The sequence below is a fragment of the Streptomyces olivochromogenes genome (genome assembly GCF_021538895.1).
GTDB classification, from domain to species: Bacteria; Actinomycetota; Actinomycetes; order Streptomycetales; family Streptomycetaceae; genus Streptomyces; species Streptomyces olivochromogenes_A.
Genome location: NZ_JADDRL010000029.1, coordinates 69,105 through 92,360, shown reverse-complemented (window position 1 = coordinate 92,360; position 23,256 = coordinate 69,105). Strand labels below are relative to the sequence as shown.

The 23,256-nt window shown below is 70.6% G+C and carries 21 protein-coding genes and 1 pseudogene; 14 read left to right on the top strand and 8 right to left on the bottom strand.

The window, feature by feature from the left end:
- The 4 genes and pseudogenes from IPZ69_RS17205 to IPZ69_RS17190 all read left to right on the top strand — a co-directional run.
- A pseudogene (locus tag IPZ69_RS17205) lies at positions 1-710 on the top strand (ABC transporter ATP-binding protein); the annotation flags it as partial.
- Positions 711-872: 162 nt separating this feature from the next.
- Positions 873-1,760, top strand: coding sequence for a FadR/GntR family transcriptional regulator (locus tag IPZ69_RS17200; RefSeq protein ID WP_235455015.1), 888 nt, complete (start codon positions 873-875; stop codon positions 1,758-1,760).
- Between the two features lie 425 nt (positions 1,761-2,185).
- Positions 2,186-3,736, top strand: coding sequence for an RNA polymerase sigma factor (locus IPZ69_RS17195; protein WP_308407485.1), 1,551 nt, complete (start codon positions 2,186-2,188; stop codon positions 3,734-3,736).
- Positions 3,737-3,859: 123 nt separating this feature from the next.
- Positions 3,860-4,723 (top strand): serine protease, encoded by an 864-nt coding sequence (locus IPZ69_RS17190; protein WP_235455013.1) that lies wholly within the window; start codon positions 3,860-3,862, stop codon positions 4,721-4,723.
- Positions 4,724-4,832: 109 nt separating this feature from the next.
- Here IPZ69_RS17190 and IPZ69_RS17185 read toward each other — a convergent pair whose 3' ends face one another.
- Entirely contained in the window at positions 4,833-5,063 is a 231-nt protein-coding gene (locus tag IPZ69_RS17185) for a DUF7455 domain-containing protein (protein WP_235455012.1), read from the bottom strand.
- 441 nt (positions 5,064-5,504) lie between these two features.
- Here IPZ69_RS17185 and IPZ69_RS17180 point away from each other — a divergent pair, with 441 nt between their 5' ends.
- From IPZ69_RS17180 to IPZ69_RS17155, 6 genes are all read left to right on the top strand, one after another.
- Positions 5,505-7,628 carry a DNA gyrase/topoisomerase IV subunit B gene (locus IPZ69_RS17180; protein ID WP_235455011.1) on the top strand — a complete coding sequence of 708 codons (2,124 nt, stop codon included), beginning with the start codon at positions 5,505-5,507 and terminating at the stop codon, positions 7,626-7,628.
- 777 nt (positions 7,629-8,405) lie between these two features.
- Entirely contained in the window at positions 8,406-8,930 is a 525-nt protein-coding gene (locus IPZ69_RS17175) for a DUF1453 domain-containing protein (protein WP_235455010.1), read from the top strand.
- A complete protein-coding gene (locus tag IPZ69_RS17170; RefSeq protein WP_235455009.1) occupies positions 8,927-10,078 on the top strand; it encodes a histidine kinase in 1,152 nt (383 codons plus the stop codon). The genes IPZ69_RS17175 and IPZ69_RS17170 overlap by 4 nt, the downstream gene beginning before the upstream one ends.
- Positions 10,075-10,755: a response regulator gene (locus IPZ69_RS17165; RefSeq protein WP_235455008.1), complete on the top strand. Its 681-nt coding sequence runs from the start codon at positions 10,075-10,077 to the stop codon at positions 10,753-10,755. The genes IPZ69_RS17170 and IPZ69_RS17165 overlap by 4 nt, the downstream gene beginning before the upstream one ends.
- A gap of 68 nt (positions 10,756-10,823) precedes the next feature.
- On the top strand, positions 10,824-11,366 hold the full coding sequence (locus IPZ69_RS17160) for a DUF485 domain-containing protein (protein WP_235455007.1): 543 nt from the start codon (positions 10,824-10,826) through the stop codon (positions 11,364-11,366).
- Positions 11,363-12,955: a solute symporter family protein gene (locus IPZ69_RS17155; protein ID WP_235455006.1), complete on the top strand. Its 1,593-nt coding sequence runs from the start codon at positions 11,363-11,365 to the stop codon at positions 12,953-12,955. Before IPZ69_RS17160 ends, IPZ69_RS17155 begins: the two co-directional genes overlap by 4 nt.
- Before the next feature lie 65 nt (positions 12,956-13,020).
- On the opposite strand, the gene IPZ69_RS17150 is transcribed toward IPZ69_RS17155, so the two are convergent.
- Positions 13,021-13,713: a response regulator gene (locus IPZ69_RS17150; RefSeq protein WP_235455005.1), complete on the bottom strand. Its 693-nt coding sequence runs from the start codon at positions 13,711-13,713 to the stop codon at positions 13,021-13,023.
- Between the two features lie 159 nt (positions 13,714-13,872).
- On the opposite strand from IPZ69_RS17150, the gene IPZ69_RS17145 reads away from it, so the two are divergent.
- The 3 genes from IPZ69_RS17145 to IPZ69_RS17135 all read left to right on the top strand — a co-directional run bounded on the left by IPZ69_RS17145 (position 13,873) and on the right by IPZ69_RS17135 (position 16,707).
- The gene (locus tag IPZ69_RS17145) at positions 13,873-14,688 is read left to right on the top strand and encodes an ABC transporter ATP-binding protein (RefSeq protein WP_235455004.1); all 816 of its coding nucleotides are present in this window, start codon (positions 13,873-13,875) and stop codon (positions 14,686-14,688) included.
- On the top strand, positions 14,678-15,541 hold the full coding sequence (locus IPZ69_RS17140) for an ABC transporter permease (protein ID WP_235455003.1): 864 nt from the start codon (positions 14,678-14,680) through the stop codon (positions 15,539-15,541). The genes IPZ69_RS17145 and IPZ69_RS17140 overlap by 11 nt, the downstream gene beginning before the upstream one ends.
- Before the next feature lie 86 nt (positions 15,542-15,627).
- Complete coding sequence (locus IPZ69_RS17135) at positions 15,628-16,707, top strand: ABC transporter substrate-binding protein (protein WP_235455002.1); 1,080 nt, start codon at positions 15,628-15,630, stop codon at positions 16,705-16,707.
- Between the two features lie 30 nt (positions 16,708-16,737).
- On the opposite strand, the gene IPZ69_RS17130 is transcribed toward IPZ69_RS17135, so the two are convergent.
- From IPZ69_RS17130 to IPZ69_RS17115, 4 genes are all read right to left on the bottom strand, one after another.
- Positions 16,738-17,418: a response regulator gene (locus tag IPZ69_RS17130; protein ID WP_235455001.1), complete on the bottom strand. Its 681-nt coding sequence runs from the start codon at positions 17,416-17,418 to the stop codon at positions 16,738-16,740.
- Complete coding sequence (locus tag IPZ69_RS17125; RefSeq protein ID WP_235455000.1) at positions 17,415-19,085, bottom strand: ATP-binding protein; 1,671 nt, start codon at positions 19,083-19,085, stop codon at positions 17,415-17,417. The genes IPZ69_RS17130 and IPZ69_RS17125 overlap by 4 nt, the downstream gene beginning before the upstream one ends.
- Positions 19,086-19,196: 111 nt before the next feature.
- Positions 19,197-20,135, bottom strand: a complete 939-nt coding sequence (locus tag IPZ69_RS17120; RefSeq protein ID WP_235454999.1) for a sucrase ferredoxin — start codon at positions 20,133-20,135, stop codon at positions 19,197-19,199.
- Positions 20,136-20,215: 80 nt separating this feature from the next.
- A complete protein-coding gene (locus tag IPZ69_RS17115; RefSeq protein WP_235454998.1) occupies positions 20,216-21,472 on the bottom strand; it encodes a citrate synthase in 1,257 nt (418 codons plus the stop codon).
- 112 nt (positions 21,473-21,584) lie between these two features.
- Here IPZ69_RS17115 and IPZ69_RS17110 point away from each other — a divergent pair, with 112 nt between their 5' ends.
- Positions 21,585-22,751, top strand: a complete 1,167-nt coding sequence (locus IPZ69_RS17110; protein WP_235454997.1) for a citrate synthase/methylcitrate synthase — start codon at positions 21,585-21,587, stop codon at positions 22,749-22,751.
- A gap of 45 nt (positions 22,752-22,796) precedes the next feature.
- Here the strand turns inward: IPZ69_RS17110 and IPZ69_RS46970 are convergent, their stop codons facing one another.
- Together IPZ69_RS46970 and IPZ69_RS17105 are read right to left on the bottom strand one after the other, a co-directional pair.
- Entirely contained in the window at positions 22,797-22,928 is a 132-nt protein-coding gene (locus IPZ69_RS46970; protein WP_268834672.1) for a hypothetical protein, read from the bottom strand.
- Entirely contained in the window at positions 22,921-23,157 is a 237-nt protein-coding gene (locus IPZ69_RS17105; RefSeq protein ID WP_235454996.1) for a hypothetical protein, read from the bottom strand. Before IPZ69_RS17105 ends, IPZ69_RS46970 begins: the two co-directional genes overlap by 8 nt.
- Positions 23,158-23,256 lie beyond the last annotated feature (99 nt).

Here is a 23,256-nt window from a genome sequence, read left to right as displayed (position 1 = left end):
GCTGGGGCACCAGTGGTGTCGTGCTCGCGGTGTCCGCGCTCACCGCCGCACTGCTCGCCCGCCTCGGCCACACCCCGCAGGGGCGCCTGTTCGCGGCCTGGCCCGCTCAGCTGCCGCTGCCGCCCGCGGCGCTCGGCGCGGGACTGCTGGGCGCGCTGTCCTTCGGCGACGAGTTCCGCCACCCCGCCCTGGCGGCGGACCGAGGCACCGTGCCCCGCCGGCTGGGGCTGCTGACCGCGAAACTCCTCGTCTCCGGGGCCACGGCGCTGCTGCTGGCCTTCCTCACCCTGGGCTGCGACGCCGAAGTGCTCTATCTCGTCTACGGACGGGAGCTCGCGCAGGTTCCCGCGGACTGGCTTTCGCTGAGCGCGAGTTGGTTCGGACTGGTGGTCGGGTGCGCCTGGGCCGGAGTGCTGGCGGCAGGCGTCTTCCGGTCCACCACGGCCGGGCTCGCCGCGGTACTCGCCGTACCCGTCGTCGTCGTACCCCTCGTACAGAAGGCGCTGCAGGGGCCTGGTGTGCGAGCGGCGGCCGGGATTCAGCTGCGGATGCGGGAGGTCTTTTTGCTGGAGTGGCCCTTCGGGGGCGAGCGATATCTGGCCGGAGTCGTCCGGGTGGTCGCCCAACCCGTGGGCGGTGCACTGTCGTTGTCGCTCACCGCCCTGCTCTGCGCGTATGTGCTCACGACCCTGCGCAGCAGGGTCCGATGACGACCGTCCGCCCGCTTCCGATCCCGTCGTGTACACAACTCCCCGGAGAAAGCCCATTTCTTTCCGATAAGGCGTCAATTGCGACGCGGTGAGCGATCACCCTTTCGTGTGCTTTTCACCAAAGACCTCAAGGGAGTTGGAGACGGCGCCGACAAAGGATCCGTGAGTACCCTTGCGCACACCATGATGACCGCCGCCCGCTCCGCAGACTCTGGTCTCGTCGGCCCGGGCGAACTCGACCGATACCCCTACGCCGAGTCCCCCACCCCCGACCGCGTCGGCGTGCCCGCCTGGGAGGGGGTGGACCCCGAGCTGGGCCGGGCGGGCCGACGTGCCGCGGGCAGTCGCGGCCGCGGACTGCACGGCCAACTCGTCCAGCAGCTGGGCCAGATGATCGTCTCGGGCGATCTGGGCGCGGATCGCCCGCTCGTGCCCGAGGAGATCGGCCAGCGCTTCGAGGTCTCCCGCACCGTCGTCCGTGAGTCCCTCCGCGTCCTGGAGGCCAAGGGACTGGTCAGCGCCCGTCCGAACGTCGGCACGCGCGTGCGTCCCGTCAGCGACTGGAACCTCCTGGACCCGGACATCATCGAGTGGCGGGCCTTCGGGCCGCAGCGCGACGACCAGCGCCGTGAGCTCAGCGAGCTACGCTGGACGATCGAGCCTCTCGCCGCCCGGCTCGCCGCCGGGCACGGGCGCGAGGACGTCCAGCAGCGCCTCTCGGACATGGTCGAGATCATGAGTCATGCCATGGCGCAGGGCGACGCACTCACCTTCTCCCGCGCCGACTCCGAGTTCCACTCGCTGCTCATCCAGATCGCCGGCAACCGCATGCTGGAGCACCTCTCGGGCATCGTCTCGGCCGCCCTCCAGGTCTCCGGCGGCCCCGTCACCGGCTGCGACCGGCCGAACGAGACGTCCCTGGCCCAGCACGCGCGGATCGTCGACGCCCTGGGCACGGGTGACGGCGCTGCGGCCGAGGCGGCCATGCGTCAGCTCCTCACCGTGCATCCCGAGGTGGAGCGCGTGGTGCCCGCCCCGCGCGAGCACTGACACCGCCCCGTGGCCGGTGCGGTCGGAGCGTGTCGCGTCCTCGTGACGGCGCCGGACTCGGACCCGTCTGCCGCCGGACCCCGCGGGATCCCCTGGGGTCCGGCGGGGTCCGGTGGTGCGAAGAGGCGGCATGTCGTCGGAACGGCCGCGGTCAAGATTATCGGTGAGTTTGATTGTCCGTATCTGACCGTTTTTGATTGCTTACGGGGTGTGACTCGGGCCACGCAGATTGGGCGTAACGCTCGTGGGGTCAGCGCGATGACCTAAGAGGTGACAGCCGCGGAGGGAATACGGACGCCGTTCAAGGCGCTGTGAATCTTCCCGGCCCCCGCCCGCGCCGTCGGCCCATCCCCAAGCCGGCGGTCGGCTCCTGTCCGCTGTGGACGGGGCCGGAAGCCGTTTTCCAACGTTCCGAGAGGTTGTTCGTGTCGGCCAGCACATCCCGTACGCTCCCGCCGGAGATCGCCGAGTCCGTCTCTGTCATGGCGCTCATTGAGCGGGGAAAGGCTGAGGGGCAGATCGCCGGCGACGATGTGCGTCGGGCCTTCGAAGCTGACCAGATTCCGGCCACTCAGTGGAAGAACGTACTGCGCAGCCTCAACCAGATCCTCGAGGAAGAGGGTGTGACGCTGATGGTCAGTGCCGCGGAGCCCAAGCGCACCCGTAAGAGCGTCGCAGCGAAGAGTCCGGCCAAGCGCACCGCCACCAAGACGGTCGCGGCGAAGACGGTGACCACCAGGAAGGCCACCGCCACCACGGCCGCCCCGGCCGCGCCCGCGGACCCTGCTGCCGTCGACCCCGCCGAGGAAGCCGCACCCGCAAAGAAGGCCGCAGCCAAGAAGGCGACGACCGCCAAGAAGGCGGCCGCGAAGAAGACTGTCGCCAAGAAGACGACCGCGGCGGCCAAGAAGACCACCGCCAAGAAGGACGACGTCGAGCTGGCCGACGAAGAGGTCCTTGAGGACACCAAGCCCGGCGACGAGCCGGAGGGCGCCGAGAGTGCCGGCTTCGTCCTGTCCGACGAGGACGAGGACGACGCGCCCGCGCAGCAGGTCGCCGCGGCCGGCGCCACCGCCGACCCGGTCAAGGACTACCTCAAGCAGATCGGCAAGGTCCCCCTGCTCAACGCCGAGCAGGAGGTCGAACTCGCCAAGCGCATCGAGGCCGGTCTGTTCGCCGAGGACAAGCTCGCCAACTCCGACAAGCTCGCGCCGAAGCTCAAGCGCGAGCTGGAGATCATCGCCGAGGACGGCCGCCGCGCCAAGAACCACCTCCTGGAGGCCAACCTCCGTCTGGTGGTCTCCCTGGCCAAGCGCTACACCGGCCGCGGCATGCTCTTCCTGGACCTCATCCAGGAGGGCAACCTCGGTCTGATCCGCGCGGTCGAGAAGTTCGACTACACCAAGGGCTACAAGTTCTCCACGTACGCCACCTGGTGGATCCGTCAGGCCATCACCCGCGCGATGGCCGACCAGGCCCGCACCATCCGTATCCCGGTGCACATGGTCGAGGTCATCAACAAGCTCGCGCGCGTGCAGCGCCAGATGCTCCAGGACCTGGGCCGCGAGCCCACCCCGGAGGAGCTGGCCAAGGAACTCGACATGACCCCGGAGAAGGTCATCGAGGTCCAGAAGTACGGACGCGAGCCCATCTCCCTGCACACCCCGCTGGGCGAGGACGGCGACAGCGAGTTCGGTGACCTCATCGAGGACTCCGAGGCCGTCGTCCCGGCCGACGCGGTCAGCTTCACGCTCCTCCAGGAGCAGCTGCACTCCGTGCTCGACACCCTGTCCGAGCGTGAGGCGGGCGTCGTCTCCATGCGCTTCGGTCTCACCGACGGTCAGCCGAAGACCCTCGACGAGATCGGCAAGGTCTACGGCGTGACCCGTGAGCGGATCCGCCAGATCGAGTCCAAGACCATGTCGAAGCTGCGCCACCCGTCGCGTTCGCAGGTGCTGCGCGACTACCTCGACTAGGTCGCGATCGCACGACGTCGAAGGCCCGGTCTCCCCTCGGGGGGCCGGGCCTTCGGGCTGCGCACCGGACCGTCCTGGATCACTCTGGGTGTCTCAAGAGCACTCAGTGTGAGGAGCGTGTGTATGCGTCGTCCCTTTTCGCGGGCACTGGTCCGGCCGCTGGTCATGGCGGCCGCCGTGGCCGCCATACCGCTGACGCAGGCGACCCCCGTGGCCGCCGACAGCGTCGTCGTGGGCGGGTTCCCCATCGAGGTGTCCCAGAGCCCCTGGACGGTCGCCCTGTCCAGCCGTGACCGGTTCGGAGGTACGCGGGCGGGTCAGTTCTGCGGTGGAGTGGTGATCGGTCCGACCAAGGTGCTGACCGCGGCCCACTGCGTGGGCGAGGACGTCCTGGGGACGTTCCCGGGCCAGGCGCGCGACCTCAAGGTCATCGCGGGCCGTACGGACCTTCTGTCGTCCGAGGGCGAAGAGATCCCGGTGAGTGGGATCCGGGTCAATCCGCGCTACGACCCGGTCGACAACGCCGGGGACTTCGCCGTACTCACCCTCGCCACATCTCTTCCCCAGAGTTCGGTCATCGCGATGGCCGCCGAGGGTGATTCGGCGTACGCGCCGGGAACGAGCGCCACGGTGTCAGGGTGGGGTGATCTGACGGGTGGCGGCGACTACCCGCGAGGGCTGCACGCCGCACGCGTGAGCGTGCTGTCCGACACCCTCTGCGCACAGGCCTATCCCGGCAGCGTCGACGGTACGTACCGGGCGGACTCCATGCTGTGCGCGGGGGAGGTCCAGGGCGGCCCCGACGGCTGCCAGGGGGACAGCGGGGGCCCGCTGGTCGCCGGGGGGCGGCTGATCGGGCTGGTGTCGTGGGGCAGCGGCTGTGGGCGGGCAGGAAGCCCGGGGGTCTACACCCGCGTGTCCGACGTGGTGAAGGTGCTGGGCCCGAACGCCGGCAGTGGCTCGCGCGAGTCGCACACAGGCGTCTGAGGACGCCTGAGGGCTCCTGTGAGACGACGACGGGCGGCCGCTCCCCGCAAGGAGCGGCCGCCCGTTCGTCCGGCCTGTGCCGGTGCTGGCTCGTCGGGAATGCGAGAGGTCAGCGCTCTTCTTCGGAGGCGGATGCGGGAACGGTCGTCAGCCGCTCCGTCTCGTCCTGTATCTCAGCGGCGATCTTCTTGAGTTCCGGCTCGAACTTGCGGCCGTGGTGGGCGCAGAAGAGCAGTTCTCCGCCGCTGAGCAAGACGACGCGCAGGTATGCCTGGGCGCCACAGCGGTCGCAGCGATCGGCGGCCGTCAGGTGGCTCGCGGGGGTCAGAACAGTAGTCACGTCGCCTCTTCTCTAGCTCGACGAGCTGTCGTACCAGGGTCAACATCCAACCAGCCCGAAAACGTTCCCGCTCGTGGCTTTTCCTCGAAAGAATCTTTCCGGGGCGGCTGTCTGCTGCCGGTTGGCGGCGAATGTGCCGTAAAGCGTGTCTTATGTGTCTTACGGGTTCGCTCAGTCTGTCAGTCTTAGTCCTCCCGGCTGGGTTGCCGGTTGTTCAGGAGGACGTGCCCGGAGCCTAAATGGTTCATGCCTCGAAGGGAACGTGATGTGTACTTCACCCCATCGAGGGATCGAACACCCATGCGACTCTGGACTAGTCTGAGTTCAGACGAGGGTGGTGTTACATCGGCTCTACCAGGCCTCGGTACCCTCTGAGCGGCGACCGAAGCCGGCCCCTTACCCAAAAGGGGCTCACCTGAAATTCAGCGAGGAGCGAACCGCGTGACCGCCGAGACGTCCGTGCCGTCCACAGCTCTGCTGGCAGGAGCAGACCGGGACGGTTCCAACTACACCGCGCGGCACCTGCTCGTCCTTGAGGGCCTCGAAGCCGTGCGCAAGCGCCCGGGTATGTACATCGGCTCGACGGACAGTCGAGGCCTGATGCACTGCCTCTGGGAGATCATCGACAACTCCGTCGACGAGGCCCTCGGCGGCTACTGCGACCACATCGAGGTGATCCTCCACGACGACGGCTCCGTGGAGGTGCGGGACAACGGCCGCGGCATCCCCGTGGACGTCGAGCCCAAGACCGGCATGTCCGGCGTCGAGGTCGTCATGACGAAGTTGCACGCCGGCGGCAAGTTCGGCGGCGGCTCGTACGCCGCCTCCGGCGGCCTGCACGGCGTCGGCGCCTCCGTGGTCAACGCGCTGTCCGCCCGCCTCGACGTCGAGGTCGACCGCAGCGGCCACACCCACGCCATCAGCTTCCGGCGCGGCGTGCCGGGCGCCTTCGCGGCGAACGGCCCGGAGGCCAAGTTCGAGGCCAAGAGCGGCCTGACCAAGGCCAAGAAGATCCCCAAGACCCGCACCGGCACGCGCGTGCGGTACTGGGCCGACCGCCAGATCTTCCTCAAGGACGCCAAGCTCTCCCTGGAGACGCTGCACCAGCGGGCCCGCCAGACCGCTTTCCTCGTGCCTGGACTGACCATCGTCGTCCGGGACGAGTACGGCCTGGGCGAGGGCGGCAGCAAGGGCGAGGAGTCCTTCCGTTTCGACGGCGGAATCAGCGAGTTCTGCGAGTACCTCGCCACGGACAAGGCGGTCTGCGACGTCCTCCGCTTCAGCGGACAGGGCACCTTCAAGGAGACGGTCCCGGTCCTGGACGAGCACGGCCAGATGACCCCGAAGGAGGTCACCCGCGAGCTCGGCGTCGACGTGGCGCTGCGCTGGGGGACCGGCTACGACGCGAACCTCAGGTCGTTCGTCAACATCATCGCCACGCCCAAGGGCGGTACGCACGTCGCCGGCTTCGAGCTGGCCGTCCGCGAGACGATGAACGAGGTGCTGCGCGCCAAGAAGCTGCTGCGCGTCGCCGAGGACGACATCGTCAAGGACGACGCCCTGGAGGGCCTCACGGCGGTCGTCACCGTCCGTCTCGCCGAGCCGCAGTTCGAGGGCCAGACCAAGGAGGTCCTCGGCACCTCGGCGGCCCGGCGCATCGTGAACAACGTGGTCAACAAGGAGCTCAAGGCCTTCCTGACCTCCACCAAGCGCGACACCGCGGCGCAGGCCCGGGTCGTCATGGAGAAGGTCGTCGCGGCCGCCCGTACGCGCATCGCGGCCCGCCAGCACAAGGACGCGCAGCGCCGGAAGACGGCCCTGGAGTCCTCCTCCCTGCCCGCCAAGCTCGCCGACTGCCGCAGCGACGACGTCGAGCGCAGCGAGCTCTTCATCGTCGAGGGAGACTCCGCGCTCGGTACGGCGAAACTCGCGCGGAATTCCGAGTTCCAGGCGCTGCTGCCGATCCGCGGCAAGATCCTCAACGTTCAGAAGTCGTCGGTGACGGACATGCTGAAGAACGTCGAGTGCGGCGCGATCATCCAGGTCATAGGTGCGGGCTCGGGCCGGACCTTCGACCTCGACGCGGCCCGCTACGGCAAGATCATCATGATGACCGACGCCGATGTGGACGGCTCCCACATCCGCTGCCTGCTGCTGACGCTCTTCCAGCGCTACATGCGGCCCATGGTCGAGGCCGGCCGGGTGTTCGCCGCGGTGCCCCCGCTGCACCGCATCGAGCTCGTCCAGCCGAAGAAGGGCCAGGACAAGTACGTCTACACGTACTCGGACCGCGAGCTGCGCGACAAGCTCATGGAGTTCCAGAGCAAGGGCGTCCGGTACAAGGACTCCATCCAGCGGTACAAGGGTCTGGGCGAGATGGACGCCGACCAGCTGGCCGAGACGACGATGGACCCGCGCCACCGCACCCTGCGCCGGATCAACCTCTCCGACCTGGACGCCGCCGAGCGCGTCTTCGACCTGCTGATGGGCAACGACGTGGCGCCCCGCAAGGAGTTCATCTCCAGCTCGGCGGCTACGTTGGATCGGTCGCGAATCGACGCGTAGCCGCTGCGCTGGGCTTTGGCCGGGGATGAGGGCGGGTTGGTTCGAAGCCGGGCCGCCCGGCCGCCGGGCTGCAGGATTGCCGGTGGCCGGTGGCCGGTGGCCCGGGCCGGGGCTGGGGTTGAGCTGCGAGGGCTGAATCAGGGTCGGGTCGGGGCGCGGGTGGCCTGGATGGGACTGGCCTGGGCTGTGTCTGGGCCGAGGCCGACAGCACCTGCTGGACACCGGGACCCGGTGGCCCCGGTGTTTGCAGTTCGTAGTCGGCTGGCCCCGGTCCCCGTGGTCCGCAGCCCGGTGACCCTGGGCCCCGTGTTCCGAAGCCCGTCGGCCCGGGGCCCGAGGGACCAAGCCCGCAGGGCACGCACCCACAGGCCACTCCAGGCCGCCCGCTCTGCGCCGCTCCCGCAGCCGCTCCAAAACTCACGCAGACCCGGCGGCCTCGCTGCCAAGCGACCCAGTCCCGCCGCTTCCTCGCAAAACCACCCCGGCACCGCCCCGACGCAGAGCAGACCCAACCCAGGCCGCCCGCATTCCGTCCCGGCAGCGAACGCGGCCCCATGGCTGTCGGCCGCTGAGGTCGAGGTGTGTAAGAACGGGACCAGGGCCGAGTGACCTGGGGGCGCAGGGGCGGGTCTCCACCCGTGGGTGGAGGGGGCGGCGCCGGCTGGATCCACCCTCGATCCACCTCCGCTCCGATCTGCTGACCTGCGAATTTCCGTAGCGTCGAAGGCGTCGGCAGTGCTTGCTGCCGGTTCCCCCTTCCCGCTCACGGAGGCTCTGATGTCCGGGCTCGTCAACGCGCTGGTGATCGTGGCCGTCGTCGTGCTGGTGGTCGTACGGCAGTTCCGCGCCCGCCCGCTCGACACCGACCGGCGCTGGTGGGCCGTGCCGGTGGTCCTCGCGTTCCTGGCGCTGCGTGAGCCCGGCATACTCGACGCCCACCACCGCACCGCGTCCGCCCTGCTGCTCTTCGCCGAGGTGCTCATAGGCCTGGCCACCGGCGCCGGCTGGGCCTGGACCACCCGTGTGTGGAGGGAGTCGGACGGCGTCGTCTGGACCAAGAGCAGCAAGGCGAGCGTGATCGTCTGGGTCGTCGGCATCGGCCTGCGCGTCGGCCTCTTCGGACTCGGCGTCCTGATCGGCGTGCACCAGGACAGCTCGGCCCTGATGCTCGCCCTCGCCGGCACCCTGTTCGTGCGCGCCGGAATCCTGGCCTGGCGGGCGCAACCGCTGACCGCCCGTGCCGCAGAGGCCACGGCGTACGGTGTCACCGAGGTCCGACCCGCCTGGAAGGAGCGCGTGTGACGCAGAACCTCTGGACGAGCTGGCCCTCACGCGAGGCGCTCGGTCGCATGGGAAGCCCCCGTTCCCGGCGCATGCTGGCCTGGGCGGTGCGCATGCTGGTGCTCGCCATACTGCTGTGGGGCGCCTTCAGCGCGAACCACGTCCCGCCCTGGGGAGCGGTCGCCGCCGTCGCCACCGTGATCCTGGCAGCCGCCGTCTCCTGGGCCTTCTTCCACACGACCTACGCACACCGGCTCGTGCCCTCCCTGGCGCTCATCAGCGTGCTCCTGGCGATCGCGGTCGCCGCCCAGGCCACCGGGTTCAGAGGCCCGGCCCTGGTGATCTGGTGCGGCTGTGGCATCTCCGCCCTGGAACGCATGCCGCTGGCCGCCGCTCTGCCCGTCGCCTCCGTGGCCCTCGCCTCGTTCGCCGCGTTCAACAACGACGTGTGGCTGACCACCGCCGCCACCGTCGTGGGCATGGCCCTCGCCGGCTGGGTCCTGCGACTCGACGCCGAGGCTCGGGGCAGCGCCCAGCGTCTGCTCGCCCAGGAGCGGGCCGCCCGCGCGGCCGAGGCGGAGTCGGCGGCGCTGGCCGAGCGGGCGAGGATCGCTCGGGAGATCCACGACGTCCTCGCGCACAGCCTCTCGGCGCAGCTCGTGCACCTGGAGGCGGCCCGGCTACTGATCGAGCGGGGCGCGGACCGGGAGCAGATCCTCGAACGGGTCGTGGCGGCGCGGGGGATGGCCCGTGACGGCCTCGCAGAGACCCGGCAGTCGCTCTCCGCGCTGCGCGGCGAGCTGACCCCGTTGGAGGACTTCCTGACCGAGCTCGTCAGCACGGCCGACGGCGCGGAGGTCGCCGTCACGGGTGAGCGCAGACCGCTGTCCGCCGAGGCGTCACAGGCTGTACGCCGGGTCGCCCAGGAGGCGCTGACGAACGTCCGCAAGCACGCCCACGGTGCCAAGGTCCGGATGAGCCTGGACTACAGCGAGTACGAAGTCACCCTGGACGTACGGGATTCGGGCGGGAAGCCGGGCGAGCTCACCGGTGCGGGCGCCGGGTACGGTCTGCTGGGGATGCGCGAGCGGGCCGAGTTGCTGGGCGGCTCACTGGAGGCCGGGCCGGACGAGGAGGGATTCGCGGTGACGTTGAGGGTGCCCGCATGACGGAGGAGGCCGGGAGGCGGCCGGCGCGGGTGGTCGTCGTGGACGACCAGACCGTGGTCCGGGAGGGCATCGTGATGCTGCTCGGACTGCTCCCGGGCATCGAGGTCGTCGGTGCCGGGGCCGACGGGCAGGAGGCGGTCGAGCTGGTCGCCGAACTCGCCCCGGACGTGGTCCTGATGGACCTGCGGATGCCCCGCTGCGACGGCGTGGAGGCGACCCGGCGGATCCGGGCCGAGCACCCCGGGACCCAGGTGGTGGTGCTCACCACGTTCGCGGACGACGAGTCGCTGTTTCCGGCGCTGAGAGCGGGGGCGCGCGGTTACCTGACCAAGGACGCCGGCGGCGACGAGATCGTACGGGCCGTGGAGAGCGTGCTGTCCGGGGACGCGGGGCTGTCGCCGAGTGTGCAACGGCGGCTGCTGGAGCGGCTGTCGGAGCCCGAGCCGCAGCCGGTGGCCACCGGGGCGCCCGACGGACTGACCGCCCGGGAGACCGAGGTCCTGGTACTGATCGCCGAGGGGCTCAGCAACCAGGAGATCGCCCGAAGGCTGTGCGTGTCCACCGCGACGGTGAAGACGCACATCAACAACCTCTTCGCCAAGACCGGGCTCAAGGACCGTGCGCAGGCGGTGCGTTATGCGTACGGAAAGGGCCTGGTGCGCCCACCAGCGGATTAGTCACCTGATGGGGTGAAGTGTCCGGGGAAGAAGAGTCGGGGATCTTCCCGATCTGTCCATCCTTGGGCATGCAGTCAAGTAACGGTCGTCCTCGCGGAGGCGGAGGCGCTCCCGAGGGTTCGGCCGACAACCACGAAGACCCAAGCCGGCCTCCGCGCGAGGCGAGGTACGAGGACCCGTGGTACGACGCGCTGGCCTCCGGCTGGGGCGAGTTGGACGGTGTGGGCGTGCCGGCTCCCGCCGTACCGGGTGCGCGTGAGGGCGGGGAGGCCGTTCGCGCGCGGGACGTGTATCTGGAGGTGCAGCGCAGCGCGGCCTTCCAGGAGGTGCGCAGCCGGTATCGCCGGTTCGTGGTGCCGGGGGTCGCCGTCTTCCTGACCTGGTACGTGGGGTACGTGGTCACGGCGACGGCGGCGCCGGGGTTCATGGCCAGGCGCGTCGCGGGCGCGGTGAACGTGGCGATGCTCGCGGGCCTCGGGCAGTTCCTCACCACGTTTCTGCTCACCTGGGCCTACGCCCGGCACGCGCGGCTGCGCAGGGACCGGATCGCGCTCGAACTGCGCTGGGACACACAGGAACTGACACGCGGAATGCGAGGCGGTGCGTTGTGACGGATCGTCATCAGGCGCTTGCCTTGGTGCTGTTCAGCGGGTTCGTGGCCGTCACGTTGGCGATCACGACGTGGGTGAGTCGCAACCGGCACGGTTCGGCAGAGGAGTTCTACGCGGGTGGTCGGCTGTTCTCGCCGATGGAGAATGGTTTTGCCATCGCGGGTGACTACATGTCGGCCGCCTCCTTCCTGGGGGTGACCGGGCTCATCGCGCTGTTCGGCTACGACGGGCTGCTCTATGTGGTGGGCTTCCTGGTCGCCTGGCTGGTGGTGTTGTTCCTGGTCGCCGAACTGGTGCGCAACTGTGGGCGGTTCACGCTCGCCGACGTGGTGGCGGCGCGGATGAGCGAGCGGCCGGTGCGGATCGCGGCGGGAACTTCCTCGGTCACCGTGTCCGTTCTGTATTTGGTGGCGCAAATGGTCGGGGCGGGCAGCCTGGTCGCGCTGCTGCTCGGGCGGACCGACGAGGCGGCGCAGGCGTGGACCGTCATCGGGGTCGGCGCGCTCATGGTCATCTATGTGTCGATGGGAGGGATGCGGGCCACCACCTGGATCCAGATCGTGAAGGCGGTCCTGCTGCTCTGCGGGACGATCGCGCTGACCGTGCTCGTCCTGGTGCGGTTCCACGGGGACGTCGACCGACTGCTGCTCACGGCGGCCGAGCGCAGCGGGCACGGGAACGCGTTCCTGGCGCCGGGGCTCAAGTACGGCGGGGACTGGACCGCGCGGTTCGACTTCATCAGCCTGGGGCTCGCCCTGGTACTGGGCACGGCCGGGCTGCCGCACATCCTGTCCCGCTTCTACACCGTGCCGACCGCGCGGGCCGCCCGCCGTTCGGTGGTGTGGGCGATCGGGCTGATCGGCGGCTTCTATCTGATGACGATCGTGCTCGGGTTCGGGGCGGCCGCGGTCGTCGGGCCGGGGGCCGTGAGCCGCTCGAACGCGGCCGGGAACACGGCGGTTCCGTTGCTGGCGCTCGACCTGGGCGGCGGCGCCGACTCGACGGGTGGCACGGTTCTGTTCGCGGTCGTCGCGGCCGTTGCCTTCGCGACGATCCTCGCGGTGGTCGCCGGGATCACCCTCGCTTCCTCCGCGTCGGTGGCCCACGACCTGTATGCCTCCCTGCGGCGCGGGCGCAAGGAGCCGCGCAGTGAGGTGGCGGTGGCGCGTGTCGCGGCGGTCGGTATCGGTGTGGTCGCGATCGCGCTGGGACTGCTGGCGAGAGACCTCAACGTGGCGTTCCTGGTGGGCCTGGCCTTCGCCGTGGCCGCCTCGGCGAACCTGCCCGTGCTGCTCTACTCGCTGTTCTGGCGCGGCTTCACGACACGCGGCGCTGTGTGGGCCGTATACGGAGGGCTCGTTCCGGCGCTGGGGCTGGTCCTGCTGTCCCCGGTGGTGTCCGGCAGCCCGGGTTCGCTGTTCCCGGACGTCGACTTCCAGTACTTCCCGTTGCAGAACCCCGGCATCGTGTCCATCCCGCTGGGCTTCCTCGCGGGCTGGCTCGGCACCGTCACCTCGGACGAGGTGCCGGACGAGGCCAAGCACGCGGAGACCGAGGTGCGGTCGCTCACCGGAGCGGGGGCGGTGTAGGTGCGGGCCGTGTGCCGGGGCGGCGAACCGGAGCGGCGCCGTCCGTGCGCCCGGGTGGTGAGGCGTTACGGCGCCACCCAGGCGTACCGGTGCACCGGGCGTCCCGTGTCGCCGTACTTCAAGGAGAGGCGGAGCCGGCCGGCCTGCTCCAGGTGGCGCAGGTAGCGCTGGGCCGTGGAGCGGCTCAGGCCGGTCTCGGCGGCGACCTCGTGGGCGGACAGCGGATGGTCGGCACGGTGCAGGACGCCGCAGATGAGGTCCGTGGTGGGCTCCGATTGACCGCTGGGCAGGCCGGGCGAACTCGGCGCGGGCGCGGTGCGCAGCGCGCCGAAGATCCGGTCCACCTGTTCCTGGCCCGTCAGGCCCCGGCCGCCGACCCGGTCGACGGTGCGGCGCAGGGCGGCGTACGAGTCCAGACGGCTGCGCAGGGCCGTGAAGGTGAACGGCTTGACCAGATAGTGCAGGGCGCCCAGGCGCATCGCCTTCTGCACGGTCGTCACATCGCTGGCCGCCGTGATCATGATGACGTCGGTGCCGTGGCCCTGTTCCCGCATGAGGTGGACGAGTTCGAGGCCGGTGCGGTCCGGCAGGTAGTGGTCGAGCAGCACCAGGTCGATGGTTCCGCGTTCCACGGTGGCCAGGGCCTGGGCGGCGCTGTGCGCGCGGGCGGCCACCCGGAAGCCGGGAACCTTTCCCACGTACTTGGCGTTTATCTCGGCGACACGGAAGTCGTCGTCCACCACCAGGACGTCAATCATCAGGCCTCTCCTTCAAGGCCGGCGAGCGTTAAGCCCGTGTTTCGTGCTCCGCAGTTGTAGCGCGAGCAAAAAGAGCACAACAGGTGCTTGCGAGCAAAAGAACGGCTTGCGCCCAGAAGACTGCTGCTGTGGCCGGGGCCACACCTACCGTCCCGGGCCATGAGCACAGACACCAGCCCCGCCATCGAATTGCGGGGCGCGAGCAAGATCTTCAGGACCCCGTCGGGGGGTTTGCACACGGCCGTCCGGGAGCTGGACCTCACGATCGGGCGCGGTGAGTTCGTGGCCGTCGTCGGCCCGACCGGCTGCGGCAAGTCGACCACGCTGACCCTGGTCAGCGGGCTGGAGGAGCCCACCGAGGGCGAGGTGCTGGTGGCTGGGCAGCCGGTCTCCGGCGTCGGTGACAAGGTCGGCTTCGTCTTCCAGCAGGACGCCACGTTCCCCTGGCGGTCGGTCCTGTCCAACGTCATGGCGGGCCCGCGCTTCCGGGGCGTGCCGAAGGCCGAGGCCAGGGAGAAGGCCCGCGAGTGGCTGGCCCGGGTCGGGCTCGCCGCCTTCGAGGACCGCTATCCGCACCAGCTCTCCGGCGGACAGCGCAAGCGCGTCGCCCTCGCCGCCACCTTCGTCAACGACCCCGAGATCCTGCTGATGGACGAGCCGTTCTCCGCGCTCGACGTGCAGACCAGGGCGCTGATGTCGGACGAGCTCCTGGAGCTGTGGGAGGGCACGGGCGCCTCCGTCGTCTTCGTCACCCACGACCTGGAGGAGTCCATCGCGCTGGCCGACAGGGTCGTCGTGATGACCGCCGGGCCCGCGACGGTGAAGCAGGTCTTCGACATCGACCTGCCCCGGCCGCGCAAGGTCGAGTCGGTGCGGCTGGAGCCCCGGTTCATCGAGATCTACCGCGAGATCTGGGAGTCCCTCGGCGAAGAGGTCCGCATCACCCGCGAAAGAGGTGCCGCCCATGTCGCCTGAGGTCATCACCACGCCCGTCGCCGACACCGTCAAGACACCGGACCGCGCGCAGTCGCGGGCCCAGGCCGCCCGCAGGCGCAAGGCGGTCGTGGCCGCCGCACGGGTGCTGCTCCTGGTCGTCGTGCTCGGCCTGTGGGAGGCACTGTCCCGGGCCGCGGTCATCGATCCGTTCAACTTCTCGATGCCGTCGAAGATCTGGGACCAGATCCACACCTGGATCATGCACGGGACCGCGCTCGGTTCCCTGGGCGAGCAGATCTGGTACACGCTCCACGAGGCGCTGCTCGGCTGGGTCATCGGTGTCGTCGCCGGTGTGGTCTTCGGTATCGCCCTCGGGCGGATCGCCTTCATGGCCGATGTCTTCGGTCCGTACATCAAGGTGCTCAACTCGATCCCCAGAATCGTCCTCGCCCCGATCTTCGTGATCTGGTTCGGCCTCGGCCCCGCCTCCAAGGTCGCGTCGGCCGTGGTGCTCGTGTTCTTCCCGGTGTTCTTCAACGCCTTCCAGGGCGCCCGCGAGGTCGACCGCAACCTGGTCGCCAACGCCCGGATCCTCGGTGCGAGCGATCGCCGGGTGACCCTGCAGGTGGTCATCCCGTCGGCCACCTCCTGGATCTTCACCAGCCTCCACGTCAGCTTCGGCTTCGCCCTCATCGGCGCCATCGTCGGCGAGTACATCGGCGCCACCAAGGGCATCGGCCTGCTCGTCGCGCAGTCGCAGGGCACCTTCAACGCCGCCGGCGTGTACGCGGCGATGGTCATCCTCGCGGTCGTCGCACTCGTCGCCGAGGGACTGCTGACCTTCGCCGAGCGCCGCATCTTCCGCTGGAAGCCCGCGAACTCCGACCACTGAGCACGGCCCGCCGGGCGCCGTCGCAAGCCCGCGCCCCTCGCACATCCCTCTCCCCGCCCCGCCCTCTCACAAGGACGTGAACCGCCATGCGCAAGACCGCCAGATACGCGTCGCTCGCCGCCGTCGGCCTGCTCGCCCTCTCCTCGCTCACCGCGTGCGCCAATGACGCGGCCAGCACCGCCTCCACCGGCTCCGGAAGCAAGGGCGACGGCAAGGGGACCAAGGTCAAGATCATGGTCGGTGGCCTGGACAAGGTCATCTACCTGCCGGCGATGCTCACCCAGCGGCTCGGCTACTTCGACGCCGAGGGCCTCGACGTGGAACTGCTCAGCGAGCCCGCCGGTGTGCAGGCGGAGACCGCGCTCGTCTCCGGCCAGGTCCAGGGCGCCGTCGGCTTCTACGACCACACCCTCGACCTCCAGGTGAAGGGCAAGGCCGTGGAGTCCGTCGTGCAGTTCTCGCACGCCCCCGGCGAGGTGGAGGTCGTCTCCACCAAGAAGGCGGGTGACATCACCTCGCCCCAGGACTTCAAGGGCAAGAAGCTCGGCGTCACCGGTCTCGGGGCCTCGACCGACTTCCTCACCAAGTACCTCGCGGTCAAGAACGGCGTGAACACCAGCGAGTTCACCCCCGTCGCCGTGGGCGCGGGCCCGACGTTCATCTCCGCCCTGGAGAAGGGCTCGATCGACGCCGGCATGACGACCGACCCGACGGTCGCCACGATCCTGGACAAGAAGGCCGGCAAGATCCTCCTCGACATGCGGACGCCCGAGGGTTCCGAGAAGGCGCTGGGCGGCCCGTACCCGTCTTCAAGTCTGTACATGCAGACGGACTGGGTGAACGGGCACAAGGACACCGTCCAGAAGTTGGCCAATGCATTCGTCAAGACGCTCAAGTGGATGTCCACCCACAGCGCCGACGAGATCGCGGCCAAGATGCCCGCCGACTACTCCCAGGGCAACAAGACGCTCTACGCCGAGGCCATCAAGAGCACCCTCCCGATGTTCACCGACGACGGTGTGATGCCGGCGAACGGTCCCGAGACCGTCGAGAAGGTCCTCAAGGCGTTCAACCCCAACATCAAGAACGCCGAGGTGGACCTGAGCAAGACGTACACGACCGAATTCGTCGGCAAGGCCGCGAAGGCCGCGCAGTCCGCAGGCTGACAGACGGATCAACAGACGGACCGGACGCCGTCAGACGCGGGTCGCCCACACGTAACGGTGTTCCGGGCGGCCCGTGTCGCCGTATTTGAGGGTCAGCCGGGCCCGTCCCGCGCGCTCCAGGAGCTTCAGATAGCGCTGGGCCGTCTGCCGGCTCACTCCGGTCCGTTCGGCGACCTCCTGGGCGCTGAGCGGGCCTTCGGCGTTCATCAGGGACTGGCGGACCAGTTCGGCGGTGGTGGGGGAGTGCCCCTTGGGCAGTTCCGGCACCGACGGCGCGGACAGCGCGCCGAAGATGCGGTCCACCTCGGCCTGTTCCGCCTCGCCGCCGCCGTCCAGGGTGCGGCGCAGCCGCGCGTACGCCTCCAGCTTGGTCCGCAGGCCCGCGAAGGCGAACGGCTTCACCAGGTACTGCAGGGCGCCCTGCCGCATCGCCGCCTGCACCGTCGACATGTCCCGGGCCGCCGTGACCATGATGACGTCGGTCTGGTGGCCGCGCCGGCGCATCTCCCGGACGACGGCGAGACCCGTCTCGTCGGGCAGGTAGTGGTCCATGAGGACCAGGTCGAGCCGCGGCAGCGTCTCCAACTGGTGCAGTGCCTCGGCCGCGTTGTGCGCCTCGCCCGCCACATGGAAGCCCGGCACCTTCTCGACGTAGGCGGCGTTGACCCGTGCGACCCGGGTGTCGTCGTCCACCACCAGGACCTCGATCATCGCGCCTCCTCCGCGGCAGCGGTCTCCACGGACGCGGCGAGCGCCGGCTCCAGCCCCGGCTCGGTCAGGGCCTCCGGCAGGACGACCGTGAACTCTGCGCCCCCGCCGTCCGCCTCGCCCACCGTCGCGCTCCCGCCCTGCCGCTCGGCGAGCCGGCGCACCAGAGAGAGGCCTATGCCGCGCTTGCCGTGCGCCGGCGGCTGCTTGGTGGACCACCCCTCGGCGAAGACCACCTCCCGCTGCTCCACCGGGACCCCGGGGCCCGTGTCGCGCACTCTCAGCACGGCGGTACGTCCCTCGGTGCGCAACTCGACCTCCACGCGCGCGTGCGGCGTCCCTCCGACGGCGTCGAGCGCGTTGTCCACCAGGTTGCCCACGATCGTGACCAGGCCCCTGGGGTCGATCAGCCGGTCCGGGAGCCGGGTGCGGTCCGACACCCACAGGGCGACCCCGCGCTCGGCCGCCACGGTCGCCTTGCCGACCAGCAGGGCGGCGAGCAGCGGGTCCTGGATCTTCTCGGTGACCTGCTCCGCGGTGACCCGGTGGTCGCCCACCACCTCGCCGACGAACTCCACGGCGTCCTCGTACATCTCCAGTTCCAGCAGGCCCAGCAACGTGTGCATGCGATTGGCGTGCTCGTGGTCCTGGGCGCGCAGGGCGTCGATGAGGCCGTGCGTGGAGTCCAGTTCGCGGCCGAGCCGCTCCAGTTCGGTGCGGTCGCGCAGGGTGGCCACGGCGCCGCCGTCGTCGGTGGGCATGCGGTTGGCGACCAGCACCCGCTGGCCGCGCACGGTGAGCAGGTCGGTGCCGGTCACCCGGCCCGCCAGGACGTCCGCGGTACGACCCGCCCCCAGCGCCTCTTCGGGCAGCCGCCCGACGGCCTCGTCGTCGAGGCTCAGCAGCCGCCGTGCCTCGTCGTTGAACAGGCGTATGCGCCCGCCGCGGTCGAGGGCGACGACGCCTTCACGGATGCCGTGCAGCATCGCCTCGCGCTCCGCGAGCAGCGCCGAGATGTCCGAGAAGGCGAGGTCCCGGGTCTGCCGCTGGACCCTGCGGGAGATCAGCCAGGCGGCCAGCGCGCCGACCGCGAGTGCGCCGCCCGCGTAGGCGAACAGCCCCGGGATCGCGCTCATCAGGCGGGCGCGCACGCTGTCGTACGCGATGCCCACCGAGACCGCCCCGACGATCCGGTGGTCGGCGTCGTACAGCGGCACCTTGCCGCGCGCGGAGCGGCCCAGCGTGCCGCTGTCGATCTCCATCACCTGCTCGCCGGCCAGGGCCTTGCGCGGGTCGGTCGAGACGTGCCGGCCGATCTGTCGCGGGTCGGTGTGCGACCAGCGCACGCCTCGCTGGTCCATCACGACGACGTACTCGGCGTGCGTGATGCGCCGGATGCGTTCCGCTGCCGTCTGCACCGGCCCGTCGACCGTCGGCGGGGTGCGGCGGAGGTCCTCGGCGATCTCCGGGTCCTGCGCGGTGGTCTGCGCGATCGCCAGTGCCCGGTGCATCGCCTCGTTGTCCAGCTGCTTGCTCAGCGGGGCCAGGAACAGTCCGGTCGCGAGGACCGCGACTCCCGCGGCGATCGCCACCTGCATCAGCAGGACCTGCGAGAACACCCGCCGCGGCAGACCGAGGCGCAGGCGGCGTGCGGGGGGAGTGCGGCTCATGCCCACGACGGTACGTGGACGGGCGGGGCCTGCCGTAGGGGTGTGGCGGGGATCTCTTGGCCGACCATGGGAGACGGTGCGGCCGCGCCGAGGAATCCCGACCCGGCGCCGTCAGCTCGCCAGCGCCGTCGCCCTCAGCTCCCGTACCTCCACCACGTCCATCCGGGCGGGCGAGCCCAGCGGCGCGCCGCAGCTCTCCGGCCGGGGCGGCAGCGAGGCGCCCTGGGCCACGGTGACGCGCCAGTGGCGGCCGTCGACGTGTGCGACGGTCACCTCCCAGCGCGGGGCGCCGCCGTCCGTCCGTACGACGCTCAGCGCGTCCGCCGCGTACTCCCCCGCGGCCCGGCGCACCGCCAGTTCGGCCGCCTGACCGGGCCGCTCCCAGGCAGAGTTCCCCCGGCACCCCTCGACGACGATCCGGCCCTCCCGCACGCCGTGCAGGACCTCCTTGACGGCGTGCGCCTCGGCGCGACCGTAGGCGTATCCGTACGGCAGCACGAGCACCGTCGGCGAGAAACGGTGGCCACCCAGATGAGTGACCTCCCAGACGCCCTGCACACCGGAAGCGGCGAGTTCGGCCGCGAGGGGGCGGCCGAGCAGGGCACAGCAGCGGTCGCGCTTGCCGTTGGTGCACACGAGCGCGAGCGGGCCGTCCGTGTGCGGACGCCCGCCCAGCGCGGCGTCGAACGAGCGGTGGTCGCCGGCGCCGAGGGCGGCGAAGTCGAGCCCGAGCAGCTGTTCCGGGTCGCGGGTCGTCGCGCCGTGCAGCCAGACGTTCCCGGGAACGACGTGGGCGGCGTACACCCGGCGCGGGGCGGGCATCCCGGGGTCGGCGTGCCGGCCGGGGTGGCGGATCAACGCGACGCGCACGCCCGTTCCCTGTGCGGCCGCCTCCAGGGCGCGGCCGAGCGCGGGGTCCAGGTGGCTCGAAGTGAGCGCTTTGGCACCCCAGGGGCCGGGCTGTTCCAGCAGCAGCCACGTCGTCGCCGTGGCCGCCGTGCCGGAGACGGGCTCGTCGAGGCTCCGGGAGACGGTCGCACACCTACTCACACAGGTGAGCCTAACCTGACTTTCCTTGGGGTGACTTCCGGCCGAGTCGTGTCCCGGTCCGGGAGCGGTCGTGCCGGGTTCTAGTCCGGGAGCGGCTGCGGGGGCCGGGGGCCCACGTAGTGGCCGCTGGGGCGCATGCGCAGCGGGCGCTCCCCGTACTCCTCCAGGGCGTGGGCGATCCAGCCCGCCGTCCGGGCCACGGCGAAGATCGTCTCGCCGGCCGTGGCGGGCATGCCGCAGGAGACGGTGAGCACGGCGAGGGCGAGGTCGACATTGGCGTGCAGCGGGGCGTGACGGGCGGTGGTGGCGACGACGTCGCGGGCCGCGAGCAGGGCGGGCTCCGCGCGCGGGATCTCCTCCAGAAGGGCGAACAGGGCACGCGCGCGTGGGTCCTCGCCCTGGTAGAGCCGGTGACCCAGGCCGGGGATGCGGCGGCCGGCGCGGAGCTCGTCCGCGATCACCGGGACCGCGGTGCCCCGGTCGAGTACGTCGACCAGCATCCGGTGGGCCAGTCCGCTGGCCGCGCCGTGCAGCGGGCCCTCGATCACGCCGAGGCCGGCCGAGACGGCCGCGTAGGCGTGCGCCCGGGCCGAGGCGGCGACCCGCACCGCGAGCGTCGAGGCGGCCAGGTCGTGGTCGACGAGCAGGGCCAGCGCGGTGTCCAGGGCGCGCAGTGACGCCTCGTCGGCCTCGCGGCCGGTCAGCCGGCCCCACAGGCGGTGGGCCAGCGGCCCCTCGGCGAGGTGGCCGAACTCCCGCTGCGGCAGGGCGGCGACGAGGGTGGGGATGAGGACGCGCGCCGTGCCGAGCACGGCCTCCTCGGACAGGTCGAAGCGCAGCGGGTCCTCGGCCGCCGCGGCGATCGCGGCGACCCGCAGCCGGTCGGTGGGCGCGGTGTGTTCGGGCAGGGCGTTCACGGCGCGGCGGGCGGTGGCGACGGCGGCCTCGGGCGCGGTGAAGGTGACCCCGGGGCGCATCCGGCCGGTCCACAGCCACTCGGCGACCTCCTCGTAGGAGTGCCGCGCGGCGAGCTCCGTGGCGTCCACGCCCCGGAAGTAGTACCGGTCCTGCTCGATGAGCGTGATGCGGGTGCGGACGGACAGTTCGCCGCCGGAACCCGGACTCCCCGCGCTCTCCCGTCTGTTGCGCCGGGCGAGGGCCGCCACCTCCTCGGCGTCGAAGGTGCTGCCCCGGCCGCCGGGGTCGCGCCTGCTGCTGAGCTGACCGCGGCTCACGTACGCGTACACGGTCTCCGGCTTCACGCCGAGCAGTTCGGCGGTCTCCTTGGTGCTCAGCCTCCGCTCGGGGCGGCCGGGAGCGGGTTCTTGATCACGCATGGGGGTCACGGTAGCCGCCTCCCGGAGCATTGATGGCTCATATTGATTGGATCAATATTGACAGGGAATCAGTCAAGCATGGACAGTCGAATCAAGTCCAGGGAGGAAAATCATGTCCATCAACAGGGCTGCGGCCACCCTCGTCGACGTACCGCGCGGACTCGCGGGTGTCGTCGTCACCGACACCGGCATCGGTGACGTCCGGGGCCGCGAGGGCTTCTACCACTACCGCCAGTACTCGGCCGTCGAACTCGCGCGGACCCGTGGCTTCGAGGACGTCTGGCATCTCCTGATCCACGGCGAGCTGCCGGACGCGGAGCGCCGCGCCGCCTTCACCGCCGAGACCGCCGCGCTGCGGCGGCTGCCCGCCGCGGTCCGGGCCGCCCTGCCCGCCGTCGCCGCGGCGAGCCGCGCCTCCGGTCCGTTGGCCGGGTTGCGCACGGCACTGTCGTTGCTCGGCGCGGCGAAGGGATTCCGGCCGGTGTACGACATCGACGCCGACCGGCGCCGCGCGGACACCGTCGCCGCCTGTGCCGCCGTACCGACGCTGCTCACCGCCCTGTACCGGCTCGGGCGCGGGCTCGACCCCGTGGAGCCGCGCGAGGACCTGTCCTACGCGGCCAACTACCTCTACATGCTCACGGGCGCGGAGCCGGACCCGGCGCGGACCCGGGCGATCGAGCAGTACTTGATCTCAACCATTGATCACGGATTCAATGCGTCAACCTTCACGGCACGGGTCGTCGCGTCCACGGGCGCGGATGTGGCGGCATGCCTCGTGGGAGCCGTGGGAGCGCTGTCCGGGCCGCTGCACGGCGGCGCGCCCAGCCGTGCGCTGGAGACCCTGGACGCCATCGGCACCCCGGAGCGCATCGACGGCTGGATCCGGGAACGCGTCCTCGCCGGTGACCGGATCATGGGCTTCGGGCACGCGATCTACCGTACGGAGGACCCCCGTTCGCGGATGCTGCGTGACCTCGCCCTGACCTTCGGCGGCCCGCGCGTCGACTTCGCCGTCGAGGTCGAGCGCCAGGTGGAGGCGATCCTCGCCGAACTGAAGCCCGGCCGCGAACTGCACACCAACGTCGAGTTCTACGCCGGCGTGGTCATGGAACTGTGCGGTATGCCGCGCGAGATGTTCACCCCCACGTTCGCCGCGGCCCGCGTGGTGGGCTGGAGCGCCAACATCCTGGAGCAGGCCGAGGACCCGAAGATCATCCGCCCGGTCGCCCGGTACGTGGGCCCGGAGCCGCCGGCCACGGTGCCCGTGGTGGCCTGACGCCCGAAGCCCGGCACCACGGGTGCCGGGCTTCGGGGTGGAGCCTCAATCCTGCGGGTTGTGGGAGGTGACGTGGTCCTTACGGATGTCGCGGACGATCTTGACGATGGCCGCGACTCCACTGAGAGCGCCGCCGATGGCCCCCAGAAGGACCGCTATGCCGGATATGTCATGCATCGGGAATGTCGCCTTTGGCTCGCAGCAGGGTCTCGCGGCTGATCACGACGATCCGCTCGTAGTCGGCGCGAGCCGCATCGGACGGGAGGCGGGGGTCGAGCAACTCGGTGGCGTCCGTGCCGATGACCGCGTAGTTGCCGTCGGACAACTCGAAGATGTCGGGACAGGTGTCACCGGTCATGCTCCCGCGTTCCCGGGGGGAGGCACCGATGCGACGCACGATTCTCAAGGGGGATCCCCATTCTCGTGGTGTGGGTGTTGGGCGGGGGACAGGTTAGCCACGCGTGGCTGCGGGTGGGAGTCCGCATAGTGAGACGTATCCACTGGC